Genomic DNA, 26929 nt, shown 5'->3' with positions numbered 1-26929 from the left:
CGGCGCACGTGACTCCCGGGATTCGGCTCGGACAGCTCGCCCCGCCACGGCCCCCGGAATCCGGGCTCGCCCGCTCCCGGACCACGCGGGGAGCGGGCGAGCCCGGCCGGCTCAGGCGTCGGTGACGAGTTCCCCGGTCAGCGCCGTGACGTCGGGTAGCCCGGCCAGTCCGTAGGTGAGCTCGGTGATCCGCTCGGCGCGCGCGTCGGTGACGGCACGCGTGGCGTTCAGCCGGAACTTCGTCGCGAGCTCGTCGGCCGACAGCGGATTGCCGTGGCCACCCCGGTTGACGTCGACGCGCTCGCTGAGTTCGATGCCGTCGGACAGCCGAACCCGCAGCACCGCGGGGAACTGGTGCGGGAAGATCCGGTCGCATTCCGCGTCGGGAACGCACGTCACCCTGGCTGCGAGCGCCAGCCGGTCCGGATCGGCGGCCGCGGCGTCGGTGAAGTCCTCGTGGAACACGCCGAGCCCGCCGCCCCCGAGTAGCGCCGCGGCCACGGTGTACGGGCCGGAGAACGCCGCGTGGTACCCCGACTTGGGGACCGCCTTCTCCGCGGGTGGCTGGCCGATGGTCCGCAACACCGCCGTGGGTGCTCCGAGCTCGATGCTCTCGATCGCCGAGGGATCGATCCCGCGGGCCCGCAGCCGCAGCGCCGCGTCGATGCCGGCGTGGGTGAAGTGGTTGCACGGGTAGGGCTTGAAGAAGATCCCCGGCAGCTCCCACCGCTCGCCGAGCCCGGTCGTGACGGCGTCGAGGTCGACCCGGTCGCCGCAGAACGCCTGCAGCATGCCGAACCGGCCTTCGAGTACGGTCGGCGGACCGGTGATGCCGGCGCGCGCGAGCCCGGCGGCCGTCACGGCGGCGTGTGCGGCCCATCCGCAGTGGATCCGTTTGACCGTGCCGCCCGTGCGGTTCGCCTCGAGCAGACCGGAGCCCATGCTCGCCGCGATCCCCACCGTGTCGGCGATGCCGTCGGTGTCCACACCGGACAGCATCGCCGCCGACACGGCGCCGCCGACCGCGCCGCAGATCGCCGTGGCGTGCAGGCCGTGCTCGAAGAACACCGAGTTGCCGAGGTCCGAGTCGTAGCCGGCCATTCCGAGCCGCACCGCCACCTCGATGCCCACACCGATCGCATCGAGCAGCTGCGCGCCGCTCGCGCCCCGTGACTCGGCGACGGCCAACGCAGCGGGTACCACGGACGCCGACGGGTGGAGCACCGACGGCAGGTGCGTGTCGTCGAAGTCGAGCGAGTGGGCGAGCGTGCCGTTCAGCAGGGCGGCGCTCGGCTCCGGCACGGGTTGTGCGCCGATGGCCGTCGACCGGCCCGCGCCGCCCCATTCCCGGACGAGCCTGCCGACCGCCTCGGCGGGTGGTTCCGCCGTCGCGGCGAGACTGTTGCCGAGTACGTCGAGAACCCGGCGTGCGACGTCGTCCCGTAGTTCCGGGGCGAGGCCGTCGTCGCGAGTCGCCGACGCCAGCCGGGCGAGGCGTTGCACCAGCGTGCTCATGCGCTCACCGCCGCGAGCGGGCGGATCGGCGAACCGGTGCCGCCGGTGATGCGCAGCGGAGCGAGCAGGAAGCTGAACTCGCGGACGCCCACGTCGGCGATCTCCTCGAGGTTGAGGTGTTCCATGATGAAGATGCCCGACTCGACCAGCAGCACTCGGTGCACCGGCAGGACGGCGTGTCCCGCTCCCGCGGGGATCTGTTCGTAGGCCGTGGTGTCGGCGCCGGTCGCGACGACGCCCCGATCGGCCAGCCACCGTCCCGCCTCGACGGTCGGACCCGGCACACCTGTCTCCTTGCCCATGTAGGTCGCCGAGTCCGCGAAGTGGCGTGCCCAGCCGGTGCGCACCAGTGCGACGTCGCCCCGCCCCGGTTCGGCACCCGCAAGCTCGGCGGCCGCGGCGAGGTCGTCGGCGGTGACGCCGTACCCTGCGGGCAGCGTCGGCACACCGTGGACGGCCGCCACGTCGAGCAGCACCGCGCGCCGCAGCAGGCCCGGCAGGTTCTCCGCCCCGTGCGTGCTGAACGTGCCGCCCTGCTGTGCCTCGGCCGCGTCGACCCCGCCGTGGAGCTCGCCGCAGTGGCTCACGTGCGAGAGCGCGTCGATGTGGGTGCCGACGTGGCCGCCGGTGACGATGATCTCGTTGGCGGCCGAACCGCCGTCGGGGCGTTCCATGTCGCCGTGTCTGCGGATGAGCGTCATCCGGAAACCCGGATGGTTCGGCGAACACGGCATGCCCGTGAAGAAGGGCTGCCCGAGCTCGTAGAGCCGGACCCCGCCGGAAACGGCGGCGAGCAGCGGGTCCTGGGAACGTGTCATGACGTCTGGCCTTCCTTGCCGTTCTGGTCCTCGTCGGCGATCGCGAGCAGCCACAGCGCTCGCTCGACGACCGCTTTGTCGACGAAGCGGCCCGTGGAGTCGATCCACGCCGCCTCGCCGGAATCACGCACCGTGTCCACAAGCGACCGCGCCCACGCCACGTCGTCGGGGTCGGGGCGGCAGGCCGCGTGCACCACGGGAATCTGCTCCGGGTGGATGACCGACCGGCCGAAGAAACCCGCCCGCCGCCCCTCATCGGTGTCGGCGCGCAGGCCGTCGAGGTCGCGGACCGCGGTCCACACACTCTGCGCGGGGCTGGGCAGGCCCGCCGCGCGAGCGGCCACGACCACCCGGGACCTCGCCCAGGTGAGCGCGTTCCGATCGGTGACGCGCAGGTCCGCGGCGAGGTCGGCCTCACCGAGGGAGATGCCCGACACGAGAGGGTGCGCGGTGGCGAGGGCGTAGGCGCATTCCACGCCCCGTGCCGACTCGACGATCGGGTACACGGGCACGCCGAGTCGCTCGGCGACCCCGCTCAGCTGCGCCGGGTCCTCGCACTTGGGAATCCGGACCCCTGCCGGCGGGACGGAAGCGGCGACGAGTGCGTCCACATCGGCCGTCCCGTGTGGAGTGCCGGACTCGTTGACGCGCACGTAGGCGCGGTGGCCGTCGGCGAGCGCCGCGACGACGTTGCGCCGCGCCCGCTCCTTGGCGTCCGGGGCCACGGCGTCCTCGAGGTCGAGGATCACGGCGTCGGCGTCCGATGCCAGGGCCTTGGCGATCCGCTCCGGGCGGTCGGCGGGAACGTAGAGCCACGTCCGCACCGGTGCCGTCACCGTACGACCCCCTGTTCGCGGAGCCGGGCCAGCCGCTGCGGCGTCACGCCGTACCCGCCGAGGACCTCCTCGGTGTGCGCCCCCACCGGCGCGCCCGTCCAGTTGATCGCACCCGGCGTCTCGGACATGCGGAACAGCACGTTCTGCATCCGCACGGGCCCGAGTTCGTCGTCGGGCAGGGTGGCGATCGTGCCGAGTGCCTGGAACTGCGGGTCCTCGACGATGTCGGCCGCCGTGTAGATCGGCGCGATCGCGGCCTGGGCCTCCTCGAAGGCCGTGATGACCTCGTCGCGGTCGCGCGCGGCGATCCACGAGCCGACCGCCTCGTCGAGTTCGTCGGCGTGCTTCGCCCGTTCGGCCCCGCTGGCGAACCAGGGCTCGTCGATGAACTCGGGCCTGCCCACGAGCCGCATGACGCGCTCGGCGATCGACTGGGCGCTGGTGGAGATCGCGACCCAGCTGCCGTCCCTGGTGCGGTAGGTGTTGCGCGGCGCGTTGTTGCTCGAACGGTTACCGGTGCGCTCCTGCAGCACGCCGAGCTGGTCGTAGGCGATGATCTGCGGTCCGAGCAGGGTCAGGATCGGCTCGATGATGGCCATGTCGACGACCTGGCCCTGGCCGGTCTGTTCCCTCGCGCGCAGGGCCGTCGTCACGGCGAAGGCCGTCGCCAGCGCCGCGATGCCGTCGGCGAGCCCGAACGGCGGCAGCATCGGCGGGCCGTCCGGTTCGCCGGTGATGGCGGCGAAGCCGCTCATGGCCTCGGCGAGGGTGCCGAACCCGGGGCGCTTGGCGTAGGGCCCGACCTGGCCGAACCCGGTGACGCGGGTGAGGACGATCCCGGGGTTGATCTTGCGGAGCTCGTCGTAGCCGAGACCCCAGCGTTCGAGCGTGCCGGGACGGAAGTTCTCGATCACCACGTCCGCGTCGGCGACCATCTCGCGGAAGATCTCCTGACCTTCGGGAGAGCCGAGGTAGAGCGTGACGGCTTTCTTGTTGCGTCCCAGCAGCTTCCACCACAGGCCGACACCGTCGCGCTGCGCGCCGTGGTTGCGGACCGGATCGCCGTTGGGGTGCTCGATCTTGATGACCTCGGCCCCGTAATCGGCGAGCGTGGTCGCGGCCAATGGGCCGGCGAACAGCGTGGCCACGTCCAGGACGCGGATTCCCGACAATGCGCCCGTCATGGGGCGGTACCTGCCTTTCGTCATGCGTTTCGTTTAGGGGAACAACGATAACCGCCATGTTTCGCGACTCCGGCGTCCCCGGTGGTTCAAGTTGGCACCGCTGACCGCGTGTAGTCAAGCTGTGCAGGGTTGTTGACCTATCGCTGCGGTCGGTGTCACGATAGCTCAACTTCAGAATGATGTTTCTCTAAGCGGAACAACTTCTTTCGGCGGAACACTTCAGGGAACAGGGATCAGAGATGATCGTTCGCAGGCTGATCGCCGTCCTCGGTGCGGGTTCACTGCTCGCGACCGCGGGCTGCGGTGGTTCCGCGCCGTCCGGCGCCGCGGGGGACGCTGCCGGTAGCGGTGACGGTCCGGTCAGGATCGGGGCACTGCACCCGGTCAGTGGGTCGATGGCGGTCGACGGACTGCAGATGCGTCGCGGCGCGCAGCTCGCGGTGGAACAGATCAACGACTCCGGCGGCATCGCCTCGCTCGGCGGCCGAGAGGTTCGGCTGGCGACCGCGGATACACAGGGCAAGCCCGAGATCGGCCAGAGCGAGGCCCAGCGCCTGATCTCGGACGGCGCGGTCGGCCTGATCGGCACCTACCAGAGTTCGGTCAGCAGCAACGTGGCCGTCGTGGCAGAGCGCAACGAGGTGCCGTTCGTCATGGACGTGACCGCATCGGACGAGATCTTCCAGCACGGCTACCGCTACTCGTTCCGGGTGCAGCCGGGCAGCGCCAAGATCTCCGAGTCGGCGGCCGAGTACCTCGAACAGGTCTCCGAACAGGCGGGCAAACCCGCCGAGCGGGTCGCCGTGCTCCACGAGCACACGGATTTCGGCACCGGTGCGGCCGACGCCTTCGAGACGGCGGCGGAGAAGCTGGGCATGGAGGTCGGCCCGCGGATCAGCTACGACGCGACCACGGCCTCGGACTTCACCTCGCAGATCACACAGGTCAAGGCCTCCGGCGCCGATGTGCTCGTCGTCGCCGGTTACTACGGCGACAGCCTGCTCATCGCGCAGGCCGTCGATGCCGTGAAACCTGATCTCGACGCGGTGTGGGGCGTCTCGAACGGCGCCTACGACCAGCCGAAATTCGTGTCCGACGCCGGCGAACTCGGCGACCGGTACTTCAGCACCAATTATCACTTCGACGCGCAGAACCCCGAGACCCGGAGGTTGCGCGAGGAGTACCGACAGCGGTTCGGAGCACCGATGCGCACCGGTGCGGTCCTGTCCTACGACGCGGTCCAGGCCATCGCCGCCGGTGTCGAGGAGGCGGGCAGCACCGACCCGGCGGCCGTGCGCAACGGGATCGCCCGCGCGGAGATCGACCCCCTCACCGTCGGCGACGGCCCGGTCCGGTTCGGTCCGGACGGGGAGAACGTGAACTCGGCCGCGGTGCTCATGCAGATTCAGAACGGACGGGTGAAACAGGTGTATCCCCCGGAGAAGGCCGAATCCGACCCAGACTACTCGGTGGCGTGGTGACGATGACGGCGACGATCGACAGTGACGCTCCGGAAACGCGGGCGCCGTCGGCCACGGTCGCGGTCCTGAAGCGCGCCGGGGTCGTGGGCGCTCTGGTGGCGGTGGCCATCGCCGTCGCGCTGATTCAGTCCGGCAGCGGCATCGTGGTCTGGCAGTCGGTGGTGACCGGCCTGCTGACCGGCGGGCTGTACGGATTGATCGCGATGGGCCTCACGCTGATCTTCGGCGTGCTCGACATCGTGAACTTCGCCCACGGCGCGATGCTGGCCGTGGCCATGTTCCTCTCGTTCGGCGTGGTGGCGGTGACCGGACTGCACCCGTACCTGACGATGCTGGTGACCGTGCCCGCCCTGTTCCTCGTCGGTGCGCTCGTGCACCGCGGACTGCTGTCCGGTGCAGGCGGAGCAACGCTGGAGAACCAGTTGCTCATCACGCTCGGACTGTCGCTGCTGCTGGAGAACGGACTGCTGCTGTTCCTCGGGGCGGAGCCGAAGAACGTGACGTTGCCGGGCGAGACGCACCTCGACGTGTTCGGCGCCGTGGTATCCGGGTCGCGGCTGTACGCGTTCCTGGGCGCCGTGGCACTCGGCCTGGTGCTGTACTGGATGTTGCAGCACACCCGGCTCGGCACGGCGATCCGCGCGGTCGCGTCCAACAGTCCCGGGGCCGAACTGGTCGGTATCAATGTGCGCCGGATCCACACGTTGACCTTCGCCATCGGCGCAGCCTGTGCCGGTGCGGCGGCGGCGCTGGCCGTGCCGCTGCTCTCGGTCACGCCGACGCTGGGCGAGCAGTTCAACATCACCGCGTTCGTCGTGGTGGTCCTCGGTGGCATGGGCAACGTCGTCGGCGCGCTCGTCGGCGGGCTGCTGATCGGCCTGGTCGAACAGCTCACCACGATCTATCTCGACGGCCAGAGCTCCCTGCTCGGCGTGTTCGTGGTGTTCGTGCTGGTGCTGTTCCTGCGTCCGCAAGGATTGTTCGGGAGGCGAACATGACCGACACCGCAGTCGAGTCGCGGCCGCCGACACGGCCCGCCGGGCCCGCGGCGCCACCGCTGCGGCCGCAGAATCGGCAGTTCGCCGTGCTGGCCGTGCTGGTTCTGCTGGCTGTCCCGTTGCCGTTGATCCTGCCGCCCGCGCAGGGCGCGGTGGCCGTGCGCATCCTGATCTTCCTGATCATGGCCGTCGGCTGGAACATCATGAGCGGCTTCGGCGGGATGTTCAGCTTCGGGCACGCCGCGTACTTCGGCCTCGGCGCTTACACGAGTGCGTACCTGCTGGTCGAGCACGGTGTGTCGCCGTGGGTCGGCATGGCTGCCGGCATGGTCGTCGCGGCCGCCGTGGCGATGGTGATCGGCTACTTCTCGTTCCGGTACGACCTCAAAGGTGCGTACTTCGCGCTGGCGACCTTCGCGTTCGCGGAGATGCTGCGATTGATCACCACCAGCAGCGACGCCGTGAACGGTGCCGTCGGATATCAGGTGCCGCTGATCCAGGGATCGTCGGTGGGTCAGCTGCAGTTCCCGGCCGGGTCGCCCGCCTACTTCTGGATCGCGCTCGTGCTGGCGGGCGGGGCCGTGGCCCTGAGCATCCTGTTCCGGCACTCGGCGGCCGGTCGCTACGTCGTGGCGATCCGGGACGACGAGTTGGCGGCCGCCTCCGTCGGGGCACCTGTGATGCGGCACAAGCTGCTGACCGTGGCGCTCTCGGGTGCGATCACCGCGGTCGCGGGAGCCTTCTACACGCAGTACTACCTGTTCATCGATCCGCAGCTGGCGTTCGGTTCCTCGGTGTCCATCGAGGCGATCGTCACCGCCGTGATCGGCGGGATCGGCACGATCTGGGGGCCGGTCGTGGGAGCGGTGATCGTGGGCTCGCTCTCGGACGTGACGGCGACGCTGCTGGCGACCCCGCCAGAGTTCCTGAGCTTCCTGCAGGGACGCAGCGGACTCGACGTCATCCTGTACGCCGTGATGCTGATTCTCATCGTGCGGCTCATGCCGAAGGGCATCTTCGGAACTCTGGCCGAGAAGGTTGCGGAAAGGCGGCGCCGATGAGTGTGCTCGAACTGTCCGGCGTGGACAAGAAGTTCCGTGGCCTGCACGCCCTGTCCGATGTGGAGATGTCCGTGTCGGAGGGCGAGATCGTCGGGGTGATCGGCCCGAACGGCGCCGGCAAGACGACGCTGTTCAACGTGATCTGCGGTGCGCTGAAGCCCGATGCGGGTTCGGTGCACTTCGACGGCAGTGACGTGACCGGCCGCAAGCCGGAGAAGATCGCACGTCGTGGCATGGTGCGGACCTTCCAGCTGATGCGGCCGTTCGCGAGCATGACGGTGGCGGAGAACGTGAGCCTGGCCGCGCAGCACCACACGCGTGGGCCGGAGCGGCTGCGCGAGCGTGCCATGGAGGTCGTCGAGCGGGTCGGACTGACGGAGTGGGCGCACCGGCGTGCCACCGAACTGCCGACGGCCGGCCTGAAACGGCTCGAACTGGCCAGGGCGCTCGCCGCGCGGCCGCGGGTGCTGCTGCTCGACGAGGTGCTCGCCGGCCTGCTGCCCGCCGAGCGTGAGCCCGTCCTCGACCTGCTGGCCGAGCTCCGGCAGCAGGACGGCACGACGCTGGTGTTCATCGAGCACATCATGGCCGCGGTGATGCGGTTGTCCGACCGCGTGCTGGTCATGGACCAGGGCGCCGTGCTGGCCACCGGCACGCCCGACGAGGTCACGGCCGACCCGCGCGTGATCGACGCCTACCTCGGGGAGGAGCCGACGCCCCATGCTGACGCTTGAGAAACTGAGCGCCGGATACGGGCGCATGCGCATCCTGCACGAAGTGGACTTGCACGTCGGCGCGGGGGAACTGGTCGCATTGGTCGGCGCGAACGGCGCGGGCAAGACCACGGCGCTGCGCAGCATCTGCGGGCAGCTCGCACCGCATTCGGGGCGAATCGTGTTCGACGGCGCCGACACGGCGGGGCGCAGGCCCGACATGCTCGTGCGGGACGGGCTGGTGCACGTGCCCGAGGACCGCGCTCTGTTCGGCACGTTGACCGTCGAGGAGAACCTCCGGATGGGAGCGTGGACCGCGTCGGCCGGGGATACGACGACGCGGCTGGACCAGGTGTACGAACTGTTCCCGATCCTCGCCGAGCGCCGCGGCCAGGTGGCGCAGACCTTCAGCGGCGGCCAGCAGCAGATGCTCGCGATCGGGCGCGCGTTGATGGCGGGACCGCGGCTGTTGCTGCTCGACGAACCGTCGACCGGCCTGTCGCCGAAGTTGACCTGGACGATGCTGGACGCGGTGCGCGAGGTTCGTGACACCGGAGTGTCGGTGTTGCTCGTGGAGCAGAACGCGAAGCAGGCACTGGCCATCGCCGACCGGGCCTACGTCATGGAGAGCGGATCGGTCGTGCTGTCCGGCGGTGGCGGCGAACTCGCCGACGACGAACGTGTGCGGAAGGCGTACCTGGGACTGTGATGGACAGGCACACGACGATGTCGGGGACTCCCGCGGTGGCCGCCACGGCAGGACTCGGTGAGTGGGTGTCGCGGTTGGACCTCGCCGCGGTGCCGGCCGCCGTCGTCGACCGGCTCGGTCTCGTGGTGCTCGACGTCGTGGGCGTCGCCGCGGTGGGCGCCAGGACAGCCGACCAGACCGCGTTGCGGCGGGCGTGGACCGCACCGACCGGGCCGGCCCCGCTGTTCGGTACGGGAGAGAGGGCGCCGATCGACACCGCGGCGTGGCTGAACGCCGTGGCGATGGCGTGTCTCGAGCTCGACGAGGGCAACAAATACGCCAAGGGGCATCCCGCGGTACACGGGTTTCCCGCGGTGCTGGCACTCGCGGCGGAGCGCGACTCCTCCGGCGATGACACCGCCGCGGCGCTGCTGGCCGCGTACGAGGTGGCGGCCCGGTTCGGCCGCGCCACCGGTCTGCGTGCGGGAGCGCACCCGCACGGCAACTGGGGCGTCGCGGGCGCGGCGGCCGGATGTGCCCGGCTCCTCGGCCTCGGTCCCGAGGCGTGCGCAGCCGCCGTCGACACCGGAGCCGGCATGCCGATCGCCGGTCACTTCGACTCCGCGACGACCGGCAATCCGGTCCGGGACGCCTGGCTCGGGGCCGCCAACACCTCCGGTCTCGCCGCCGCGCGCATGGCGAGCGCCGGCGTCGCCAGGAACACCGGCACCGCGGGCCTGTCGCTCGGGGCGCTCCTGGGCGAGTTCGATCCCCACGAGCTCACGGCAGGGCTGGGCACGCGGTGGGACATCACGGCCGGCTACTTCAAGCGGCATGCGTCGTGCTCGTTCACGCACCCGGCAGCGGACGCGATGTTCGAACTCGCCGACGGCAGGCCCATCGCCGAGGTGCAGGTGGAGACGCACCGGCTGGGCGCCGGATTGTCCGGAGTGGACTGGGACAACCGGTTGTCGGCGATGTTCTCGACGCCGTTCGTCGTCGCGGCCGCTGCCCTCGACGGCGCCGTCGGGCCGCAGACCTACGCCGCCGGCCGGCTGAACGATCCGGGGCTGCGGGAGCTGGCCCGCAGGGTGACCGTCGTCGCCGCCGACGACCTGACGGCCCGCCTGCCTGCGGAACGCGCCACCCGAGTGACCGTGCGCTACGCCGACGGCGACACCCGCATCGCCGAGGTGCCCAATCCGGTCGGCGACGCCGATCACCGGCCGTTCGGCCGTGCCGCCGTCACCGACCTGCTCCGCCGCTGGCTCGGCGACGACGACCTGCTCGACCGGCTGGCGCTGTTCAGCCGTGAGTTCGCGTCCTTGCCGCGGGTCGGGGACGCCCTGCGTGGACTCGCCGGTGTGCCCGCGGGACCCGCTCCGGGTGGCGGCTGCCCGACCGGATCCGCCGTGGACGGCGCTGCCCCGGACGGCGCTGCCCCGGAGAAGGAGGAATGAGCGTGGTACGTGCACTGGCCGTGACCCCGATCCAGCTGCCGGACGAGGAGATCCGCAGGCGGCAGAGCCGGTACGACCGGCTGGCACCGCCGGGACTCGAGATCGTGCTGCGCGATGTCGGCCCGGCGGCGCCGGGGGCGCTGGACACCGATACCGCTGTGCGCGTCTCGGAGCGGGCCGTCGCATCGGCGCTCGACGCCGCACTGGCCGACCGGACGGCGGGCTGGGACCTGGCGTTTCCCGATTGCGTGCTGGACCCGGCCGTGCCCGCCGGGGTCGGCACCGGCGGCGCGGCGCCATCGGGCACGACGATCCACGGGCTGTTGAAGCTCTCGGCGGGGGTGCTGGCGGCCCGTGGCGAGCGGTTCGGCGCTGTCGTCCGCAACGAGGCGATCGCCGCGGAGCTGACCCGGCGGCTCGCGGCGTACGGTCTGGTGGCGTACTCGGCGGGGGTCGAGGTGCTGGACCTGCCGTTCGACGCCATCGCCGACACCGCCACCTGGAACGCCGCGCTCGGCGGGGCGGTCACCCGGCTCGCCGAGCGCGGAGCCACCGCGGTGCTCAACGGCTGCTCCGCGGTGGACGTCGAACCCGCCGACCTGGCCGCGCGCATCGTCGACCCGACCGCGCTCGCGCTGCGGCTGCTGACCGTGGAAGGAGCGCCGACCGCATGACCGGTCCCGACCCGACCGAGACCGAGGGGCCCGACCTCGTCGTCGCCGGGGCCGGCGGCGGTCTCGCCGGCGCCCTGCGCGCTGCCGAACACGGGCTCAGCGTGCTCGTGGTCGAGGCCAGCGAACACTTCCGCAGGGGCAACAACACGTCCATGTCCACGGCGATGTTCCCCGGAGCCGGATCGCGCTGGCAGGCCGACGCGGGGATCGACGACGGGCCGGAACGGTTCGTCGGTGACATCATGGCCAAGACCCACGGCACCGCGGACCCGCGGCTGGCCGGGACACTGGCCGAGATCAGTGCCCCGCTGGTGGAGTGGCTCGCCGACTCGGCGGGGTTGCCGTTGTCGCTCGTGACCGACTTCAACTATCCCGGTCACACGGTCCCGCGCTGCCACACCATCCCGGGCAGGCACGGCTCCGGAGTGATCGATCACCTCGCGCGCCGCGCCGGTGAGCATCCCGGCATCGAGCTGCTGGCACCTGCGCGGCTGACCGACGTCCGGCTCGACGACGACGGAGCCGTGCGTGCCGTGGTGGTGCGGTACCCGGACGGTGCGGAGGAGGAGATCCCGACCCGGGCGGTGTTGCTCGCCACGAACGGCTTCGGCGCCGACCGCGGTCTCGTGGCCGAACATCTGCCCGAGATCGCCGGGGCGCTGTACCAGGGCGGCGAGCACTCGCTCGGTGACGCGCTGCGGATCGGGCGGAAGCTCGGTGCCGCATCCGGTTTCCTCGACGCCTACCAGGGACACGGCGCGGTCGGCGCGAAGTCCGGCACGCTCGTCGGGTGGGCGACGATCATCCACGGCGGCATCCTCGTCGACCTCGACGGCAGGCGCTTCGGTGACGAGACCCGCGGCTACTCGGAGTACGCGGCGGAACTGGCCGCGCGGCGCGGGGCCACCGGGTGGATCGTCATCGACGAGACGATCCACCGGCAGTGCCTGCCGTTCCGCGACTTCCAGGACAACGTCGACGCGGGCGCCGTCGTGTGGGGTGCCGACGCCACCGAGCTCGCCGAGGTGACCGGCCTGCCGGCGGCGGCGCTGGCCGCCGAGGTCGCCGACAGCACCGCGGCCGCGCGCGGCGAGCGCCCCGACCGGTTCGGCAGGACCAACTGGGAGCGCCCGCTGACGGGCAGGCTCGCCGCCGTCCGGGTCGTGCCGGCCCTGTTCCACACGCAAGGAGGCCTGCTGGTCGACCAGCGCGCGGCCGTCGTCGACGCCGACGACCGGCCGATCCCCGGTCTGTACGCCGCAGGTGGCGCGGCGGCCGGCATCTCCGGCCGCGGCGCCGCCGGTTATCTGCCGGGCAACGGGCTGCTGCCGGCGTTCGGCCTGGCCTGGCTGGCCGCCGACGACGTGGCCCGGCGGTATTCGCACACGCAGTAAGGAGAACGACAGATGGCGACGACGGAACTGCTCATCACCGATGTCCGGGTGGTGCGCCCCGACGATCCGGACAACGCGGCGCCGGAGACGACCGACATCGCGGTCAACGACGGTACGATCGCGCGCGTCGCGAGTGGACAGTCGCGCGAGGACGCCGCGAACGTCGTCGACGGCCGCGGCCTGTTGGCGTTCCCCGGCGTGGTGGACGCGCACCAGCACTGGGGCATCTACAACGAGCTGCCCGCCGACACGCGCACCGAGAGCAGGGCGAGCGCGCAGGGCGGGGTGACCACGGCGCTGACCTACATGCGCACCGGGCAGTACTACCTCAACAAGGGCGGCCCGTACCGCGAGTTCTTCCCCGAGGTGCTCTCGGCCGCGTCCGGCAACGCCTATGTGGACTACGCCTTCCACCTCGCGCCGATGATGTCGCAGCACATCGACGAGATCCCGTACCTGGTCGAACAGCACGGCGTCACGTCGTTCAAGATCTTCATGTTCTACGGCAGCCACGGCCTCCACGGGCGGTCGGCGAGTCAGAGCGACTTCCTCATGATCCCGCCCGAGGAGCGCTACGACCTGGCGCACTTCGAGTTCGTCATGCGCGGCATCCAGGCGGCACGGGAGGCACTGCCGGACTACGCCGATCACCTCTCGCTGTCACTGCACTGCGAGACGGCGGAGATCATGACCGCGTACACGAAGCTCGTCGAGCAGGACCCGTCGCTGTCCGGGCTGCGTGCCTACAGCCGGTCGCGCCCGCCCCACTCGGAGGGCCTGGCCGTGACGATCGCGTCGTACCTGGCTCACGAGACCGGCCTGCCGAACATCAACCTGCTGCACCTGTCGTCGGAGAAGGCGCTGGACGCGGCGCTGCGAATGGCGGGGACGTTCCCGCACGTGGACTTCCGGAGGGAGATCACGGTCGGCCATCTGCTGGCCGACGTGGACACCGCCAGCGGCGTCGGCGGCAAGGTCAACCCGCCGCTGCGTGAACGGGAGGACGTCGAGGCGCTGTGGCGGCACGTGCTGGCCGGTGAGGTCGACTGGGTCGTCAGCGATCACGCCTGCTGCAAGGACGAACTGAAGTTCGGCGACGACCGTGACGACGTGTTCGTCGCGAAATCGGGGTTCGGCGGCGCCGAGTACCTGCTGCCGGGGCTGGTCGGCGAGGGCGCCAAGCGCGGCCTGTCGCCGCAACGGGTCGCGAAGCTGACGTCGTGGAATCCGGCCCGGCGCTACGGCCTGCTCAACAAGGGCACGATCGCCGAGGGCTACGACGCCGACATCGCGCTCGTCGACCCGACCGCGACGTGGACGGTGCGCGCGGCCGACTCGGAATCCACGCAGGAGTACACGCCGTTCGAGGGCTTCGACATGACGGCCAGAGTCACCGACACCTTCGTGCGCGGCAACCACGTGTTCGCCGACGGCACGGTGCAGGGTGACCCGGTCGGCCGCTACCTGGCCCGCGGCCGCTGAACCCGCATGCCGCGGGGCGGGGCCGGGGTCAGCCCCGGTGCCCGCCCGCGGCGGGCCCGTTGGTCCAGTTCCGGATGATCTCGGTGGTGGCCTCGCGCACGAGTTCGCGGTAGCGCTCGATCTTCTCCGGCGTGAAGCGGTACTCGGGACCGCAGACACTGATCGCGCCGTGCACCTCGCCGTCCGGTGTCACGAGCGCGGCGGCGACGGAGCCGGCGCCGCTCTGCCGTTCGCCGAGGGACACCGCGACCCCGTCGGCGCCGATGGCGTCGAGCTGCTCGCGCAGCGTGGCCGGATCGGTGACGGTGCGGTCGGTCAGCGCGCCGAGGCCGCCTTCGAGGATCTCCTCGCGCCGCCACTGCGGCAGCTGCGCGAGAATCGCCTTGCCCGACGATCCGGCGTGCAGCGGGAAACGGGTGCCGATGTCGACGGTCATCTTGATCTCGGCGCGGCTGTCGAACTGCTCGAGGTACACCCGTTCGTCGCCGACCAGGCCGGAGAGCGTGGTGGTCTCGCCGGTCTCGTCGCGGAGGCGCCGGAGTACCGGGGCGGCCGCGGTCTTGGCGTCGAACCGGCGGAGCGCGCTGGCGCCGAGTGCGACCGCCGCGGGGCCGAGTCGGTAGCCGGTGACCCCGGGCGTGGTGGCCAGCACGTCCCGCGACACCAGCGACTGGAGGATGCGGTACACGACGGCCTTGGAGATGCCGAGTTGGCGGCTGATCGTGCTGACACCCAGATACTCGGGGCCGCCGGTGAACAGCAACAGCACGTCGGCGACGCGCGCTGCGGCCTCGGTGCCCGTACCGCCCTGCGACGGCACGGCGCTATGGGGAGGCGGCTGCTGGGGTGACGAGTGCTGGGGTGACGCGCCCTGCGAAAACGGAGCCTGCGAGGACGGAACCATGCGTTCGGCCACGACATCGTTTCTGTTGAAGGAATGGTCGCGTCAAGTGTCCCACCAGCCGAAATCGGGGGTCAAGCGGGATCACTACCGGGTGACGACGAACGATTGTTCCGGCAGGCGGAATGAATTGCGCAGGTTCTGCGCCCACGACGCCATCCCTGTAGAGCGTCAACCGAGGATACGGGTCAGCTCGGCGAGGAGCCTGCGCGCGCGTTCGAGGTCGACGGTGTCGCCGCCGGGCTCACCGCCGTGGTCACCGGCGACGTCATCGCCATGGTCGGCACGGGCACCCTCGTCCGCGGGGTGCCCGGCCTCGGCCGAGTCGAGGCGGAGCGTCTCCATGGACTCGGAGACGTCGATGTCGAACACCACGCGGTCGGCGCGGTGCCAGGCACTGAACCATTCGAGGGGCCGGTCGTGCTGATCGGTCGTGCCGCCTTCGAGTAGCAGCAGCGGTCCGCCGGTGGCGACGTCGAGCGCGTCGGCGAGGAGCTCGTCGGCCGCCACGGCGTGGACCTGCCGCCTGCCTCGCATCGGGCGCAGGTCGTAGTTCCGGGTCAACAGCCGGTGCAACGACGCGTCGGTGAGATGCTCGGCGCGCAGGTCCGGTACGCGCTCGGCGGGCAGCCAGGTGCGCACATAGGACAGTGGGTCGCCGTCGACGAGGCGGACCCGTTCGATCCGGATCGTGTCGTCGGTGCCGAGGAAGTCGCGTCCGCCGGGTGGGGGCGGTGCGGGGGAGAGGTCGCGGATCGTCGTGCGCAACTGGTGCCCGCGCCGCGCGAACTGGTCGAACATGCCGGTGGCGCGCTGCACCAGGCGGCGGTACTCGGCGGGAGGTGCGACGATCGTCGGCCTGCCCTGCCTGCGGATCACGAGGCCGTCGCCGGCGAGACCGGCGACGGCCTGGCGCACGACACTGCGTGCGACGCCGAACCGGTCGCACAGCGTCGCTTCGCTCGGCAGGGCCTCCCCGGGCGGGAGGTCGTGGCCGAGGATCTCCTGGCGCAACGCGTCCGCGACCTGCTGGTGCAGCGGTGCGCGTGTGCTGCGGTCGACGCCCATGGCGCAGCAGTCTACGAAGCCGGCCGAGTCCGGCACCGGCAGGCCGGTGGGGTGGCGGTCACGACGTCGCCCCCGTCCGCGCCGTCTCCCACACCTGATGCCAGCCGGGTGCGAGCTCGGCGGCGCGGCGCGCGGCGAGTACCAGACTGGCCTCGCGCGCGATGCCCTTGCCCGCGATGTCGAAGGCGGTGCCGTGATCGACCGAGACGCGCACCACGGGCAGTCCGACCGTGATGTTCACGCCGTCGTCGCCGTAGACCGCCTTGAACGGCGCGTGCCCCTGGTCGTGGTAACAGACGACGACGAAGCGCCACTTCCCGCCGACGGCCTGGGGGATGAGCGCGTCGGCGGGAAGCGGTCCCACGGCGTTGATGCCGGCGGCCCTGGCGCGCTGCACGGCCGGTTCCAGCACGTCGGCGTCCTCGTCGCCGAAGAGCCGGTTCTCGCCGGCGTGCGGGTTGAGACCGGCGACGCCGATGGGCTCGTCCGGGCTGCCGAGCGCACCGGCGAACGAGCCCACGAGCCGCAGCACGTTGTCCGTGCGCTCGGCGTCGACGCCGGTGATCGCGTCGCGCAGCGACACGTGTGTCGTGAGGTGGAAGAAGTACAGTTCACCGGCCGACAGGACGAGGCTGAAGTTGTCGACGCCGAACTCGTGCGCGAGCAGTTCGGTGTGGCCGGGCCACGGGTGCCCTCCGGCGTGCATCGCGGCCTTGTTCAGCGGTGCCGTCACGATGCCGTCGACCTCGCCGGTGCGTGCGAGCGCGCACGCCCGCGTCACGAACCGCGCCGCGGCGTCACCGGCGTCGCGGCTGAGTTCGCCGTAGGGCACGTGAGCCAGCGACGGTCCTTCTTGGACGACCTCGATGACGCCGGGCTCGTTCGTCGCATCGGCGGGGCGGTCGACGACGCGGACGACGGCGGGGTCGAGACCGAGGACGCCGGTGACCGCGCGGCGCAACGCGTCGGCGTCGCCGACGACGACGGGGCGGCAGCTGCCGCGGAGCTCGTCGTGGGTCAGCAGGGTCCGTGCCGTGATCTCGGGGCCGATGCCTGCGACGTCGCCGAGCGTGAGGGCGAGGGTCGGCACCTGTGGCTGTGTCGCTGCCGTCAACGGTCACTCCTTCTTCTGCGGACCGCGTGTGCGGCCGTGATCAACACGTCGGATTCGCCGAAACCACCGGCCTTGGTCGCGATCGGCAGTCCTTCGGCGGGGCCTGCCACGACCGTGCCCGTCGCGACGCCTGCTCCGGCCCCGGTGCCGGTCGTGTCGAGCCGGATGCCGCTGCTGCCGAGGCCGGCCAGCAGGGCGCGGGCACCGTCGCCGCCGGTGACGACGAGGCCCGCGGGTGTGATGGTCCGGACGAGCCGGGCCGCGGCCTCGGCGAGGCGGCGCGCGACGAGGTCGGGCGGCACCCGGGTCTCACCCCGTTCCGGGGCGCTGAGCACGATCGTGCGTGGCCGTGCGGTGTCCGCGCCGGTCGCGGCTGCGGCGGGGAGGCTGTCCAGCAGGGCTTGCCACGCGTCGTCGTCGAGCAGCTGGTGCGGGGTCGGCTCGTGGTGTGTGGCGCCGCCGTCGAGCAGCGCCTGCACCTGTGTGCGAGCCGCGGCGTGCAGGCTCGTCACGACGACCAGCACCGTGCCGCCGGGGTCGGCCGGTGCGGGTGCCGACACGGGTGCGGCGGGAGTGGACGGGCGCCACCGGCGGGCGAGCGCGCCTGCCAGGCCTGCGGCCCCGACCGGCAGTCCGTCGTCGCCGAGGGCGCCGATGGCGTGTGCGATGCGGTCGAGGTCGGCATCGGTCGCGGCGTCGACGACCACCACCGGCCCGGACTCGCGGACCCGGGTCGCCCATTCCGCCGGATCGCCGGCGGGGTCGAGCCGCACCCGCGGTGCGCCGAGCAGCGTCGGCAGGTGGCTCTCGGTCACCGGGGTGACCGGGTCGCGGCCCACCGGGGTGTCGCCGACGGGCACGCCGTCGACCAGCACCGTGCCGTCGACGACGGTGCGGCCCACTCCGGGGAACGCCGGGCACACGACCGCGACCGCCTCCGGGCCGAGCTCCTCCAGCAACGCGTCGACCTCGGCACGGATCGGGCCCCGCACCGTGGAGTCGATCTTCTTGAACATCCGCACACCCGGTGTCTCGGCCGTCGTCCGCCGGACCCGGGCTGCGGCGTCGGAAGCCGGGCACGCACGCGAGTCGCTGCTCACGGCGACGACCTGGGCCTCGCTCGTGCCCGGTTGCAGCCGCAACTCGGCCGTCCAGCCCGCCTCCGCGAACTGCACGGCGGTGTCGCCGGCGCCGGTGACGTCGTCGGCGACGATCACGACGTCGTGCGGGCGGTGGCGTCGCGGGGCAACGGGTTCCGCGCTGCCGGTCATGCGGGTTCGGCCGATCCGGCGGCTTCCGTGGCCGGGGCCGGTTTCACGAGCGCCCCGGAGCGTTTGAGCATGAACGCTGCGATCGAGGGTGCCAGGATCGCCGTGACGAGCGCCGACGCGGCGATCTGCGCGGTGGCCGTGCCGACGTACTGCTGGAACGTCGGGTCGGCGGCGGCCACGACCGCGGGGGTGGCGATCGCATTGCCCGCCGTCGTGCCCGCGGCGAAGCCGATGCCGGACGCCTTTCCGCGGCGCAGCAGGAAGCGGTAGCCGAGGTAGACGAGAAAGCCCGTGACCGGTGCGACGATCACGCCGAGCACCAGGCCGCTGACGCCGCCGGTGACGATGTCGCCGAGGTCGATACCGGTGCCGAGCGCGAAGGCGAAGAACGGGATGACGACGTTCGGCACTCCGGCGACGACCTTGCGCCACTGGGCGTCGAGGTTGCCGACGAGCACACCGAGCAGGAACGGCACGATCGCACCGACCAGGGCCAGCACCGGGATGTCGCCGAGCCCGGACGCGCCGAGGAACAGCAGCGTCAGGAACGGGCCGTCGTTGATCGCGCTGGCGAGGTAGGCGCCGCGGTCGCGCTCGTCGCCGTACTGGCCGGTGAACGCGAGCCACAGGCCGCCGTTGCTGTTGTCGACCGCGGCGAGCAGCGCCAGCAGTGAGATGCCGAAGATGCCGTCGAGGCCCACGAACAGGCCGAGCAGCACGGCCAGTCCTGCCGGGATGAGGCTCTTGGTGAGCAGCAGGGTGCCCGCGGTCGCCAGGATCGGCCCGCCGGTGCGCGCGCTCACCTGAGTTCCGGTGGCGAAGATGAGCAGCGCGATCAGCGGTAGCGCGCTGTCGGCGAACAGGGCCGTGGTGAAGCTGCCGATCTCGAGGGCACCGGATGCGAACGTGCCGATGATCGCCCCGAGGATCAGCGGGATCAGCATCAGCCCGCCGGGGATCCGCTGCATCGTCGCGAAAATCGGGACGCGCGAAGTTTCCTGGTCGCTCACGCCGGCCTCCTTGTCGGCATCCGGCGCGAGCATCCCGCGCCGAGAACTTGTACGCATAAGTTGTACGGACAAGATGGCACACTACGCCGTGCGAGGGAACCCCCGGCCCCGGGGTCGCGTGTTGCGCATCCCGGGGCCCGTGTTGCGCATTCCAGGGATGGTGTTGGGGATTCCGGGGCCGCTGTTCGGTATGGAGGACACGGGTCTGCTCATGGCCGCGTCCGCGGTCGCCGAAGGAGTCGTGCTCGACGCGCCGACGCTGTGGTACCGCAAGCATCCCCGCCAGCTGTCCACCTCGGCGCGCAGGACGGATCTCGACGGGGGGGGGGATCACATTTCGCTGGTGCGCCAACGGGTCGAACAGCTCGCGCTCGCTCCGGCGTGGGTTCCGCCCGCTCGCCGGGAGCGGTGACCGGACGGCTCGTCAGGTCACCGCGGTGCGGCCGGACCACCGGCGGCGTGCGCGGGCCACGCTGGACCAGTCCTGGTAACCGAGGCGCCGGGCGATCTCGTAGCGGGGCACCGACGGGTCGTGCAGCAGCTGCTCGGCGACGACCCGCCGTACCTCGTCGAGAATCATCCGGAACGTCGTGCCCTCACCTTCGAGGTGCCTGCGGAGTGTGCGCGGTGCGTAGTGCAGCCGTTCGGCGACCGTCTCCAGGGTCAGGTCGAGCGACGTCTGGTCGAGCAGGAACGCCCGCACCCGCGCGGCCACCCCGGTGCGGTGGAGGCGTTCGGTGCGGATGCGTTCGCATTCGGCCGTCATCAGCTTGGCCGTGTGCCGGTTGGCCATCGGCGGGACGTGGTCGAGGTACGCGGCGTCGAAGACGAGCTCCGTACGTGGTGCGTCGAACGACACCGGGACACGGAAATGCCTGCGGTAGGCCGCGGCGTCGCCGGGCCGGTCGAGCGGGAACGCGAACCGCGCCGCCCGCAGCGGGACACGGCCGGCACCCGGGAACACCTCGCGCTGGACCTGCATCGTCGCCGCGGCGTCGCGTTCGACGGTGAACCGGCGGACGTCGGCGGGCACGTCGTCGGCGTCGAAAGCCAGCACGTAGCCGTCCCCGTCGCGGATGTGGGCCGTCATCGTGGAGAAGGCGAAGGTCAGCAGGATGTAGCGCAGGCCGAGCTCGGCGATCTCGCGCGCCGAACCGCACGTCGCGAGGAGATAGCCGAAATGCCCGTACGCCGTCAGGTGGTAGCGGGCACCGACGTCGACACCCAGTCCCGGCCGGTCGCCGCATGCGAGGACGAGGTTGCGGATCACGGCGAGTTCCTGGCGGGCTTCGATCAACGCGACCGGATCGGGCAGGAGCGCGGGTTCGACGTGCGAGCCGTCGAGCAGGGCCTGCCGGTCGAGCCCGTGCTCGGCGGCCCAGTCGAGCAGGGTAGAGACGCCCACCATCGTCCGCGGGTGATCCCACGAGTCGGCGATGGCGGCGATCACCCGGTTGGAGTCGGCAACGGCGGCGTCGCGATGCTCTGCGGCACGGCCCTCCCGGTCACGTCCATTCGCGGCGCGGCTATCCGGGTCGGGGCTCGCGGTGTGCTGCTGGCCGGAGTGATCGGCGGTCGGTGGAACAACGTCGGCAGCGCTGCCGGGATCCATCCGGCCAGTTTCGCCGAGCCCGAATCACGCGTCAACGGCCACGCCGGTGCGGCCGCGAGAGTGCGGCATGGCCGGAACGGCGCGGTTGTGGCCGCGATCGCGCTATGGCTGCCGCGCCGGAAGATCGTACGTTGACCTGGGGATCGTGACTCGGATCACAGGCCGTGGGGGCGGGGTGCCCGCACGACCTCACGCCTGTCCATCGACGTACGGGAGATCGCATGAAGGTGAAGGCGGCAGTCCTCGAAGAAATCGGCGCTCCGTGGCAGATCTCGGACGTGGAACTCGGTGACCCGGTGGCCGGGGAGGTGCAGGTGCGCCTGGCCGCGTCGGGACTGTGCCATTCGGACGCCCACCTGGTGTCGGGTGCGAGCCCGGTGGCGTTCCTGCCGGTGGTCGGCGGACACGAGGGCGCGGGCGTGGTCACCAAGGTGGGCCCCGGGGTGCGCGGGGTCGAGGAGGGCGACCACGTCGTGCTGGCGTTCGTCCCGGCGTGCGGGACGTGCCCGGCATGTGCGTCCGGGATGCAGAACCTGTGCGACGAGGGTGCCGGCCTGTTGACGGGCAGGGCGATCGCGGACGGAACGTTCCGCGCGCACGTCGGCGGCAGGCCTGCGGTGCAGATGTGCCTGCTGGGCACGTTCTCCCCGTACGTGACGGTCAGCGAATCGTCGGTGGTGCGGATCGAGAAGGACATCCCCCTGGACAAGGCGGCGCTGCTCGGCTGCGGCGTGTCGACCGGGTGGGGCTCGGCCACGGAGATCGGTGACGTCCGGCCCGGCGACACCGTCGTCGTGATGGGTGTGGGCGGTGTCGGGATCAACTCGGTGCAGGGCGCGGTGTTCGCCGGAGCGCGACAGGTGCTGGCGATCGATCCCGTGGAGTACAAGCGCAAGTCGGCGCTCGACTTCGGCGCCACCCACGTGTACGCCTCCGCGGCGGAGGCCGCCGCGGAGGTGCCGGACCTGACCTGGGGCCGCGGCGCCGAGGTCGTGATCGTCACCGTGGGCGAGATCCGCGGTGAGCACATCCAGCAGGCGCTCGACATGACGGGCAAGGGCGGCCAGGTCGTGGTGACCGGTATGGGCGACTTCCGTGACACCGACGTCTCCCTCAACCTCTTCGAGTTGACGCTGCTGCAGAAGCGGGTGCAGGGCGCGATCTTCGGCGGCGCCGGCCCGCGGACGACGATTCCGCGGCTGCTGCACCTGTACCGGTCGGGGCATCTCAAGCTCGACGAGCTCGTCACGTCGACGTACCGCCTCGAGGACATCAACCAGGGCTATCAGGACCTGGCCGACGGTAAGAACCTCCGCGGTCTCGTCCTGTTCCCCGAGGACGAGACCTGACGCCGTCCTCGCCCCATTACCGCGGACATCCCGTACGGCCCGATTCGCAGGAGGTTCCGACATGCCGCTGGACGGTCCGTCCCAGGCGTTCCTGGCTCAGCTCGCCGAGTCCGGAACGCCACCGATCCACGAGTCCACGCCCGCGATCGCGCGGATGAGCGGGCCGATCTTCGCCGGCATGAGCGGTCCCGGACCCGAGGTGACGGAGGTGACCGACCTCAAGCTCTCCGACGGTGACGGCGGCCGGTTCCGGATGCGGGTGTTGCGGCCCGCCGAACCGCAGGCGGTCATCGTGTACTTCCACGGTGGCGGCTGGGTGATCGGCGACATCGATCTGCAGTACGACCATCTCGGGCGGCGGCTGGCGAACCTGACGTCCTCGACCGTGGTGCTCGTCAACTATCGCAAGGCGCCGGAACACCGTTTCCCCGCGGCGATCGACGACAGCTATGCCGGTCTGCGGTGGGCGGCAGGCCACGCGGGGGAGCTGGCGCCCGACGGTGCACCGTTGATCGTCGCGGGGGACAGTGCGGGCGGGAACATCGCCGCGGTCATGACGCTGTGGGCCCGTGACCGATCCGGTCCGACGGTCGACTACCAGGCTCTCGTCTACCCGGTGACCGACTGCGACCTCGACACACCATCCTCTGTGGCCCCGGAGAACCAGCTGCTGCTGAATCGCGAGACCATGCGGTGGTTCTGGGACCACTACCTGCCGGACGAGGCCGCCCGGACCAACCCCGACGCGTCGCCGCTGCGGGCGGCCGACCACACCGGACTGCCGCCGGCGCTCGTGTACGTCGCGCGGTACGACCCGTTGCACGACGAGGGAGTGGCGTACGCGCGTGCACTGGAAGCCGCGGGCGTACCCGTGGCACTGGAGGAAGCCACCGACCAGATGCACGCGTTCTTCCAGATGGCCGGCATCCTCCCCGGATACGAGGAGGGGATTCGGCTCGTGTCGCGTCACATCAACGAGTTCGTCGCCCAGCGCCGGACCGAGCGGGAGCAGGCGGGAGTCGCACGATGACCGAGGAACGCAACGACCACGACGTGATCGTCGTCGGAGCGGGGTTCGCCGGTCTGTACCAGCTGATCCGGCTGCGGCAGGCCGGCTACGAGGTGCGGGTGCTCGAAGCGGGCGGCGACGTCGGCGGAACATGGTACTGGAACCGGTACCCGGGGGCGCGGTGCGACGTCGAGTCGATCGAGTACTCCTACTCGTTCGACCGCACCCTCGAACAGGAATGGAACTGGACCGAACGGTACGCGTCGCAGCCGGAGATCCTCGACTACATCCGCCACGTCGCCGACCGGTACGACCTGCGGCGCGACATCACGTTCGGCACCCGGGTCGAGGCAATGCGGTGGGACGACGCCGCCGAGCGGTGGACGGTGAGAACCGACGACGGGCGCAGCCGGACCGCCCGGTTCGTGATCGCCGCGACGGGCTGTCTGTCCGTGCCGTCGCGGCCTGCTTTCGCGGGCATGGCGGATTTCGCCGGCGAGCTGTACTGGACGTCCAACTGGCCGCACGACGGCGTCGACCTGACGGGCAAGCGGGTGGCGGTCGTCGGCACCGGCTCGTCGGGGCTGCAGACGATCACGGCGATCGCCCCGGACGTCGGGTCGCTCACGGTGTTCCAGCGCACCCCGTCGTATGCCGTACCCGCGCACAACGGCCCGATCGCCGCACGCCTCGACGAGGTCAAACCCGGTTATCCGGAGTTCCGCGAGGAGAGCAGGCTGTCCCGACTGGGGTTCCACTGCGGTGAGGACGAGACGGGCTACTACGCGGAAACACCCGCAGCCGGCGTGCGCCGTGAGCTCGACCGCAGGTGGTCCGACGGCGGTCTGTGCTTCACGCTGTCGTTCCGGGACGTGCTGTTCGACGCCGACGCGAACGAGGCCCTCGCCGAGTACGTGCGGGAGCGCATCCGGGCGAAGGTCAACGACCCGGGGACGGCCGAGAAGCTCACTCCGCGCACGTATCCGATCGCGGCGAAGCGGATGTGCGTCGACACCGGTTACTTCGAGGTGTTCAACCGGGACAACGTGTCCCTGGTGGACCTCGGCGAGGAGCCGATCGAGCGGTTCACCGAACGGGGCATCGTCGCCGGCGACGCGGAGCGGGCCTTCGACGTGATCATCCTGGCGACCGGGTTCGACGCCATGACGGGCGCGCTCACGGCCATGGACATCCGCGGCACGGGCGGCGCGCTCACCGAGAAGTGGGCGGCCGGTCCGCGTACGTACCTGGGGCTCATGACGGCGGGGTTCCCGAACCTGTTCATGATCACCGGGCCGCAGAGCCCCTCTGTGCTGTCGAACATGATGACCTCCATCGAGTACCACGTCGACTGGGTCACCACGGCGCTCGAACACCTGCGCGCGAGCGGCCGGCACCGCATGGAGCCGGACATCGAGGCCGAGGACAACTGGGTGAACACGACCAACGACGTCGGTGAGCTGACCCTGATGCCGCGCGCCGCGTCGTGGTACACGGGCGCGAACATTCCCGGCAAGCAGCGGGTCTTCATGCCGTTCGTCGGTGGGGTCGGCACGTACAAGCAGATCGGCGACGGCGTGGCCGTCGCCGGGTATCACGGGTTCGAACTCACCTGACGGTGAGCAGGTGAGGGGTGCCCACCGCCGCAGTACACGCGGCAGTGGGCACCGGCCGGTTCGAACCGTCAGTGACCGTGGCCGCCCGCCGCCGAACTCGACTTGTGCTTGCTCAGCAGCAGCGACGTCGCCACCGCGATCAGCCCGATCGCGCCTGCGACCATGAACGCCACGCGCAGCCCGTCCGCGTCGGGGCCTGCGCCGCCGCCGCTGGCGATCGCGGCGACGGTCACGAACACCGCCGTACCGAGGGCGCCCGCCACCTGCTGCAACGTGGCCAGGATGGCGCTGCCGTGCGAGCTCAGCTGTTCGCTGAGGGAACCGAGCGCCTGCGTCATCAACGGCGTCATCATCAGCGCGAGCCCGATCATCATGATCACGTGGTAGATCACGACCGTCGCGATGGCCGAGCCCGGGCCGAGTGTGGTGAACAGCCAGAGTCCGCTCGCCATGGCGACCGTGCCCGGAATGACCAGCGGCCGCGGGCCGATGCGGTCGTACAGCGATCCGACCGGCCTGCCCAGCAGCCCGAGCGCGAGACCGCCGGGAAGTACGGCCAGCCCGCTTTCGAACGCCGACGCGTCGAGCACCGTCTGCAGGTACAGCGGCAGGAGGATGGAGGCGACCCCGAGCAGGCACATGAACAGCAGGCCGGTCAGCGTGAGCGAGACGACGAAGTCCCTCGACTCGAACGGGCGCAGGTCCAGCAGGGCGCGCTCGCGGCGCTGCAGCGTCAGCTGCCGCCACACGAACACCGACAGCACCACCAGGCCGGCGACGATGGGCAGCACCGGCGGCACGGCGTGCCCGCCGCCGCCTTCACCGATCGACGACAGGCCGTACAGCAGGCCGCCGAAGCCGAGCGCCGACAGGATCACCGACAGCACGTCGAGCGGCACCTTCCGCGTCTCCGTGTCCAGCCGCAGCCAGCGCGCGCCGATCAGCAACGCCGCGATCGCCAGCGGCAGTACCAGCCAGAACATCCAGCGCCACCCGAGGCCGGACAGGATCGCACCGCCGATGCTGGGGCCGAGCGCGGGTGCGACCGCGATCACGATGCCGATCGTGCCCATCATCGAACCGCGGCGGCTCTCCGGGATGAGCCGCATGACCGAGGTCATCAGCAGCGGGATCATCACGGCCGTGCCGCACGCCTGCACGACCCGTCCCGCGAGCAGGACCGGGAAGCCCGGCGCGAGCGCCGACAGCAGGGTGCCCGCGCTGAACGAGGCGAGCGAGGCGAGGAACACCTGTCTCGGGGTGAAGCGTTCGAGCAGAAACCCGGTGGTCGGGATGATCACGGCCATGGTCAGCAGGAACCCGCTGGTCACCCACTGCGCCGTGGTCGTCGCGACGCCGAGTTCCTGACTCAGCTGCCGCAGCGCGACGCTCAGGATCGTCTCGTTCAGGATCATCACGAACGCGGAAGCGACGAGCACGCCGATGAGCAGCAGCGCCTTCGGGTCCACCGCCTGCCGATCCTGCTGCCCGGGCTCCGCGGTGTCGGTGCCGGTGTGGGCAGTGTCGGTCATACATCCCCCTGGTGAACTGGCGTGCGTGCTCGGTGGTGCGACGTGCTGGTGGTTCGACGTTGCTGGTGGTGCGAGGTTGCTGGTGGTGCGAGGTGCTGGTGGGCCGCAGCGCTGGGCGGATGCGCCCAGCGCGAGCGGTGTCG

24 protein-coding genes are annotated in these 26929 nt (G+C 71.2%); 13 read left to right on the top strand and 11 right to left on the bottom strand.

The window, feature by feature from the left end:
* Positions 1 to 111 precede the first annotated feature (111 nt).
* The 4 genes from LY12_RS20645 to LY12_RS20630 are packed head-to-tail and all read right to left on the bottom strand — an operon-like array spanning position 112 to position 4353.
* Positions 112 to 1515: an MmgE/PrpD family protein gene (locus LY12_RS20645; protein WP_253859050.1), complete on the bottom strand. Its 1404-nt coding sequence runs from the start codon at positions 1513 to 1515 to the stop codon at positions 112 to 114.
* On the bottom strand, positions 1512 to 2333 hold the full coding sequence (locus LY12_RS20640; RefSeq protein ID WP_253859049.1) for a cyclase family protein: 822 nt from the start codon (positions 2331 to 2333) through the stop codon (positions 1512 to 1514). The genes LY12_RS20645 and LY12_RS20640 overlap by 4 nt, the downstream gene beginning before the upstream one ends.
* A complete protein-coding gene (locus LY12_RS20635) occupies positions 2330 to 3169 on the bottom strand; it encodes an HpcH/HpaI aldolase/citrate lyase family protein (protein ID WP_253859048.1) in 840 nt (279 codons plus the stop codon). The genes LY12_RS20640 and LY12_RS20635 overlap by 4 nt, the downstream gene beginning before the upstream one ends.
* The gene (locus LY12_RS20630; protein WP_253859047.1) at positions 3166 to 4353 is read right to left on the bottom strand and encodes a CaiB/BaiF CoA transferase family protein; all 1188 of its coding nucleotides are present in this window, start codon (positions 4351 to 4353) and stop codon (positions 3166 to 3168) included. Before LY12_RS20630 ends, LY12_RS20635 begins: the two co-directional genes overlap by 4 nt.
* 239 nt (positions 4354 to 4592) lie before the next feature.
* Between LY12_RS20630 and LY12_RS20625 the strand changes: the two genes are divergently transcribed.
* From LY12_RS20625 to LY12_RS20585, 9 genes are read left to right on the top strand one after another with little or no spacing between them, the layout of a single operon-like run.
* On the top strand, positions 4593 to 5834 hold the full coding sequence (locus tag LY12_RS20625; RefSeq protein ID WP_253859046.1) for an ABC transporter substrate-binding protein: 1242 nt from the start codon (positions 4593 to 4595) through the stop codon (positions 5832 to 5834).
* A 2-nt stretch (positions 5835 to 5836) separates the two neighbouring features.
* Positions 5837 to 6832: a branched-chain amino acid ABC transporter permease gene (locus LY12_RS20620; protein ID WP_253859045.1), complete on the top strand. Its 996-nt coding sequence runs from the start codon at positions 5837 to 5839 to the stop codon at positions 6830 to 6832.
* Entirely contained in the window at positions 6829 to 7893 is a 1065-nt protein-coding gene (locus LY12_RS20615; RefSeq protein ID WP_253859044.1) for a branched-chain amino acid ABC transporter permease, read from the top strand. The genes LY12_RS20620 and LY12_RS20615 overlap by 4 nt, the downstream gene beginning before the upstream one ends.
* The gene (locus LY12_RS20610) at positions 7890 to 8627 is read left to right on the top strand and encodes an ABC transporter ATP-binding protein (RefSeq protein ID WP_253859043.1); all 738 of its coding nucleotides are present in this window, start codon (positions 7890 to 7892) and stop codon (positions 8625 to 8627) included. Before LY12_RS20615 ends, LY12_RS20610 begins: the two co-directional genes overlap by 4 nt.
* Positions 8614 to 9315 (top strand): ABC transporter ATP-binding protein, encoded by a 702-nt coding sequence (locus LY12_RS20605; protein WP_253859042.1) that lies wholly within the window; start codon positions 8614 to 8616, stop codon positions 9313 to 9315. The genes LY12_RS20610 and LY12_RS20605 overlap by 14 nt, the downstream gene beginning before the upstream one ends.
* Positions 9315 to 10754 (top strand): MmgE/PrpD family protein, encoded by a 1440-nt coding sequence (locus LY12_RS20600; RefSeq protein WP_253859041.1) that lies wholly within the window; start codon positions 9315 to 9317, stop codon positions 10752 to 10754. The genes LY12_RS20605 and LY12_RS20600 overlap by 1 nt, the downstream gene beginning before the upstream one ends.
* Positions 10751 to 11428 carry a hydantoin racemase gene (locus tag LY12_RS20595; RefSeq protein ID WP_253859040.1) on the top strand — a complete coding sequence of 226 codons (678 nt, stop codon included), beginning with the start codon at positions 10751 to 10753 and terminating at the stop codon, positions 11426 to 11428. The genes LY12_RS20600 and LY12_RS20595 overlap by 4 nt, the downstream gene beginning before the upstream one ends.
* Positions 11425 to 12822, top strand: coding sequence for an FAD-dependent oxidoreductase (locus LY12_RS20590; protein WP_253859039.1), 1398 nt, complete (start codon positions 11425 to 11427; stop codon positions 12820 to 12822). Before LY12_RS20595 ends, LY12_RS20590 begins: the two co-directional genes overlap by 4 nt.
* A gap of 12 nt (positions 12823 to 12834) precedes the next feature.
* Positions 12835 to 14304: a dihydroorotase gene (locus LY12_RS20585; RefSeq protein WP_253859038.1), complete on the top strand. Its 1470-nt coding sequence runs from the start codon at positions 12835 to 12837 to the stop codon at positions 14302 to 14304.
* 28 nt (positions 14305 to 14332) lie between these two features.
* On the opposite strand, the gene LY12_RS20580 is transcribed toward LY12_RS20585, so the two are convergent.
* The 5 genes from LY12_RS20580 to LY12_RS20560 form a co-directional block, all read right to left on the bottom strand.
* Positions 14333 to 15124 carry an IclR family transcriptional regulator gene (locus tag LY12_RS20580; protein ID WP_253859037.1) on the bottom strand — a complete coding sequence of 264 codons (792 nt, stop codon included), beginning with the start codon at positions 15122 to 15124 and terminating at the stop codon, positions 14333 to 14335.
* A gap of 252 nt (positions 15125 to 15376) precedes the next feature.
* Positions 15377 to 16273, bottom strand: coding sequence for a GntR family transcriptional regulator (locus LY12_RS20575; protein ID WP_253859036.1), 897 nt, complete (start codon positions 16271 to 16273; stop codon positions 15377 to 15379).
* A gap of 58 nt (positions 16274 to 16331) precedes the next feature.
* Positions 16332 to 17387: a 4-hydroxythreonine-4-phosphate dehydrogenase PdxA gene (gene pdxA / locus LY12_RS20570; protein WP_253859035.1), complete on the bottom strand. Its 1056-nt coding sequence runs from the start codon at positions 17385 to 17387 to the stop codon at positions 16332 to 16334.
* Positions 17384 to 18658 (bottom strand): four-carbon acid sugar kinase family protein, encoded by a 1275-nt coding sequence (locus tag LY12_RS20565; protein WP_253859034.1) that lies wholly within the window; start codon positions 18656 to 18658, stop codon positions 17384 to 17386. Before LY12_RS20565 ends, pdxA begins: the two co-directional genes overlap by 4 nt.
* Positions 18655 to 19668, bottom strand: a complete 1014-nt coding sequence (locus tag LY12_RS20560; protein WP_253859033.1) for a 2-keto-3-deoxygluconate permease — start codon at positions 19666 to 19668, stop codon at positions 18655 to 18657. The genes LY12_RS20565 and LY12_RS20560 overlap by 4 nt, the downstream gene beginning before the upstream one ends.
* Before the next feature lie 157 nt (positions 19669 to 19825).
* On the opposite strand from LY12_RS20560, the gene LY12_RS20555 reads away from it, so the two are divergent.
* On the top strand, positions 19826 to 20080 hold the full coding sequence (locus tag LY12_RS20555) for a hypothetical protein (protein WP_253859032.1): 255 nt from the start codon (positions 19826 to 19828) through the stop codon (positions 20078 to 20080).
* A gap of 12 nt (positions 20081 to 20092) precedes the next feature.
* Here the strand turns inward: LY12_RS20555 and LY12_RS20550 are convergent, their stop codons facing one another.
* Complete coding sequence (locus LY12_RS20550; protein WP_253859031.1) at positions 20093 to 21280, bottom strand: AraC family transcriptional regulator; 1188 nt, start codon at positions 21278 to 21280, stop codon at positions 20093 to 20095.
* A 221-nt stretch (positions 21281 to 21501) separates the two neighbouring features.
* On the opposite strand from LY12_RS20550, the gene LY12_RS20545 reads away from it, so the two are divergent.
* From LY12_RS20545 to LY12_RS20535, 3 genes are all read left to right on the top strand, one after another.
* Positions 21502 to 22629: an NDMA-dependent alcohol dehydrogenase gene (locus LY12_RS20545; RefSeq protein ID WP_253859030.1), complete on the top strand. Its 1128-nt coding sequence runs from the start codon at positions 21502 to 21504 to the stop codon at positions 22627 to 22629.
* Between the two features lie 61 nt (positions 22630 to 22690).
* A complete protein-coding gene (locus LY12_RS20540) occupies positions 22691 to 23659 on the top strand; it encodes an alpha/beta hydrolase (protein WP_253859029.1) in 969 nt (322 codons plus the stop codon).
* Complete coding sequence (locus LY12_RS20535) at positions 23656 to 25254, top strand: flavin-containing monooxygenase (RefSeq protein WP_253859028.1); 1599 nt, start codon at positions 23656 to 23658, stop codon at positions 25252 to 25254. The genes LY12_RS20540 and LY12_RS20535 overlap by 4 nt, the downstream gene beginning before the upstream one ends.
* 68 nt (positions 25255 to 25322) lie before the next feature.
* On the opposite strand, the gene LY12_RS20530 is transcribed toward LY12_RS20535, so the two are convergent.
* Entirely contained in the window at positions 25323 to 26786 is a 1464-nt protein-coding gene (locus tag LY12_RS20530; protein ID WP_253859027.1) for an MDR family MFS transporter, read from the bottom strand.
* Between the last annotated feature and the right edge of the window lie 143 nt (positions 26787 to 26929).

Source organism: Prauserella alba (genome assembly GCF_024171735.1).
GTDB classification, from domain to species: domain Bacteria; phylum Actinomycetota; class Actinomycetes; order Mycobacteriales; family Pseudonocardiaceae; genus Prauserella; species Prauserella alba.
The sequence above is the reverse complement of the archived record's forward strand: the minus strand, read 5'-3'. Positions and strand labels throughout refer to the sequence as shown.

What these genes read in the sequence shown, in the direction of transcription:
- LY12_RS20645 (WP_253859050.1), bottom strand. Translation starts at nt 1,515, where the DNA reads ATGAGCACGCTGGTGCAACGCCTCGCCCGGCTGGCGTCGGCGACTCGC.
- LY12_RS20640 (WP_253859049.1), bottom strand. Translation starts at nt 2,333, where the DNA reads ATGACACGTTCCCAGGACCCGCTGCTCGCCGCCGTTTCCGGCGGGGTC.
- LY12_RS20630 (WP_253859047.1), bottom strand. Translation starts at nt 4,353, where the DNA reads ATGACGGGCGCATTGTCGGGAATCCGCGTCCTGGACGTGGCCACGCTG.
- LY12_RS20625 (WP_253859046.1), top strand. Translation starts at nt 4,593, where the DNA reads ATGATCGTTCGCAGGCTGATCGCCGTCCTCGGTGCGGGTTCACTGCTC.
- LY12_RS20620 (WP_253859045.1), top strand. Translation starts at nt 5,837, where the DNA reads ATGACGGCGACGATCGACAGTGACGCTCCGGAAACGCGGGCGCCGTCG.
- LY12_RS20615 (WP_253859044.1), top strand. Translation starts at nt 6,829, where the DNA reads ATGACCGACACCGCAGTCGAGTCGCGGCCGCCGACACGGCCCGCCGGG.
- LY12_RS20610 (WP_253859043.1), top strand. Translation starts at nt 7,890, where the DNA reads ATGAGTGTGCTCGAACTGTCCGGCGTGGACAAGAAGTTCCGTGGCCTG.
- LY12_RS20605 (WP_253859042.1), top strand. Translation starts at nt 8,614, where the DNA reads ATGCTGACGCTTGAGAAACTGAGCGCCGGATACGGGCGCATGCGCATC.
- LY12_RS20600 (WP_253859041.1), top strand. Translation starts at nt 9,315, where the DNA reads ATGGACAGGCACACGACGATGTCGGGGACTCCCGCGGTGGCCGCCACG.
- LY12_RS20595 (WP_253859040.1), top strand. Translation starts at nt 10,751, where the DNA reads ATGAGCGTGGTACGTGCACTGGCCGTGACCCCGATCCAGCTGCCGGAC.
- LY12_RS20590 (WP_253859039.1), top strand. Translation starts at nt 11,425, where the DNA reads ATGACCGGTCCCGACCCGACCGAGACCGAGGGGCCCGACCTCGTCGTC.
- LY12_RS20585 (WP_253859038.1), top strand. Translation starts at nt 12,835, where the DNA reads ATGGCGACGACGGAACTGCTCATCACCGATGTCCGGGTGGTGCGCCCC.
- LY12_RS20575 (WP_253859036.1), bottom strand. Translation starts at nt 16,273, where the DNA reads ATGGGCGTCGACCGCAGCACACGCGCACCGCTGCACCAGCAGGTCGCG.
- LY12_RS20565 (WP_253859034.1), bottom strand. Translation starts at nt 18,658, where the DNA reads ATGACCGGCAGCGCGGAACCCGTTGCCCCGCGACGCCACCGCCCGCAC.
- LY12_RS20555 (WP_253859032.1), top strand. Translation starts at nt 19,826, where the DNA reads ATGGTGTTGGGGATTCCGGGGCCGCTGTTCGGTATGGAGGACACGGGT.
- LY12_RS20550 (WP_253859031.1), bottom strand. Translation starts at nt 21,280, where the DNA reads ATGGATCCCGGCAGCGCTGCCGACGTTGTTCCACCGACCGCCGATCAC.
- LY12_RS20545 (WP_253859030.1), top strand. Translation starts at nt 21,502, where the DNA reads ATGAAGGTGAAGGCGGCAGTCCTCGAAGAAATCGGCGCTCCGTGGCAG.
- LY12_RS20540 (WP_253859029.1), top strand. Translation starts at nt 22,691, where the DNA reads ATGCCGCTGGACGGTCCGTCCCAGGCGTTCCTGGCTCAGCTCGCCGAG.
- LY12_RS20535 (WP_253859028.1), top strand. Translation starts at nt 23,656, where the DNA reads ATGACCGAGGAACGCAACGACCACGACGTGATCGTCGTCGGAGCGGGG.
- LY12_RS20530 (WP_253859027.1), bottom strand. Translation starts at nt 26,786, where the DNA reads ATGACCGACACTGCCCACACCGGCACCGACACCGCGGAGCCCGGGCAG.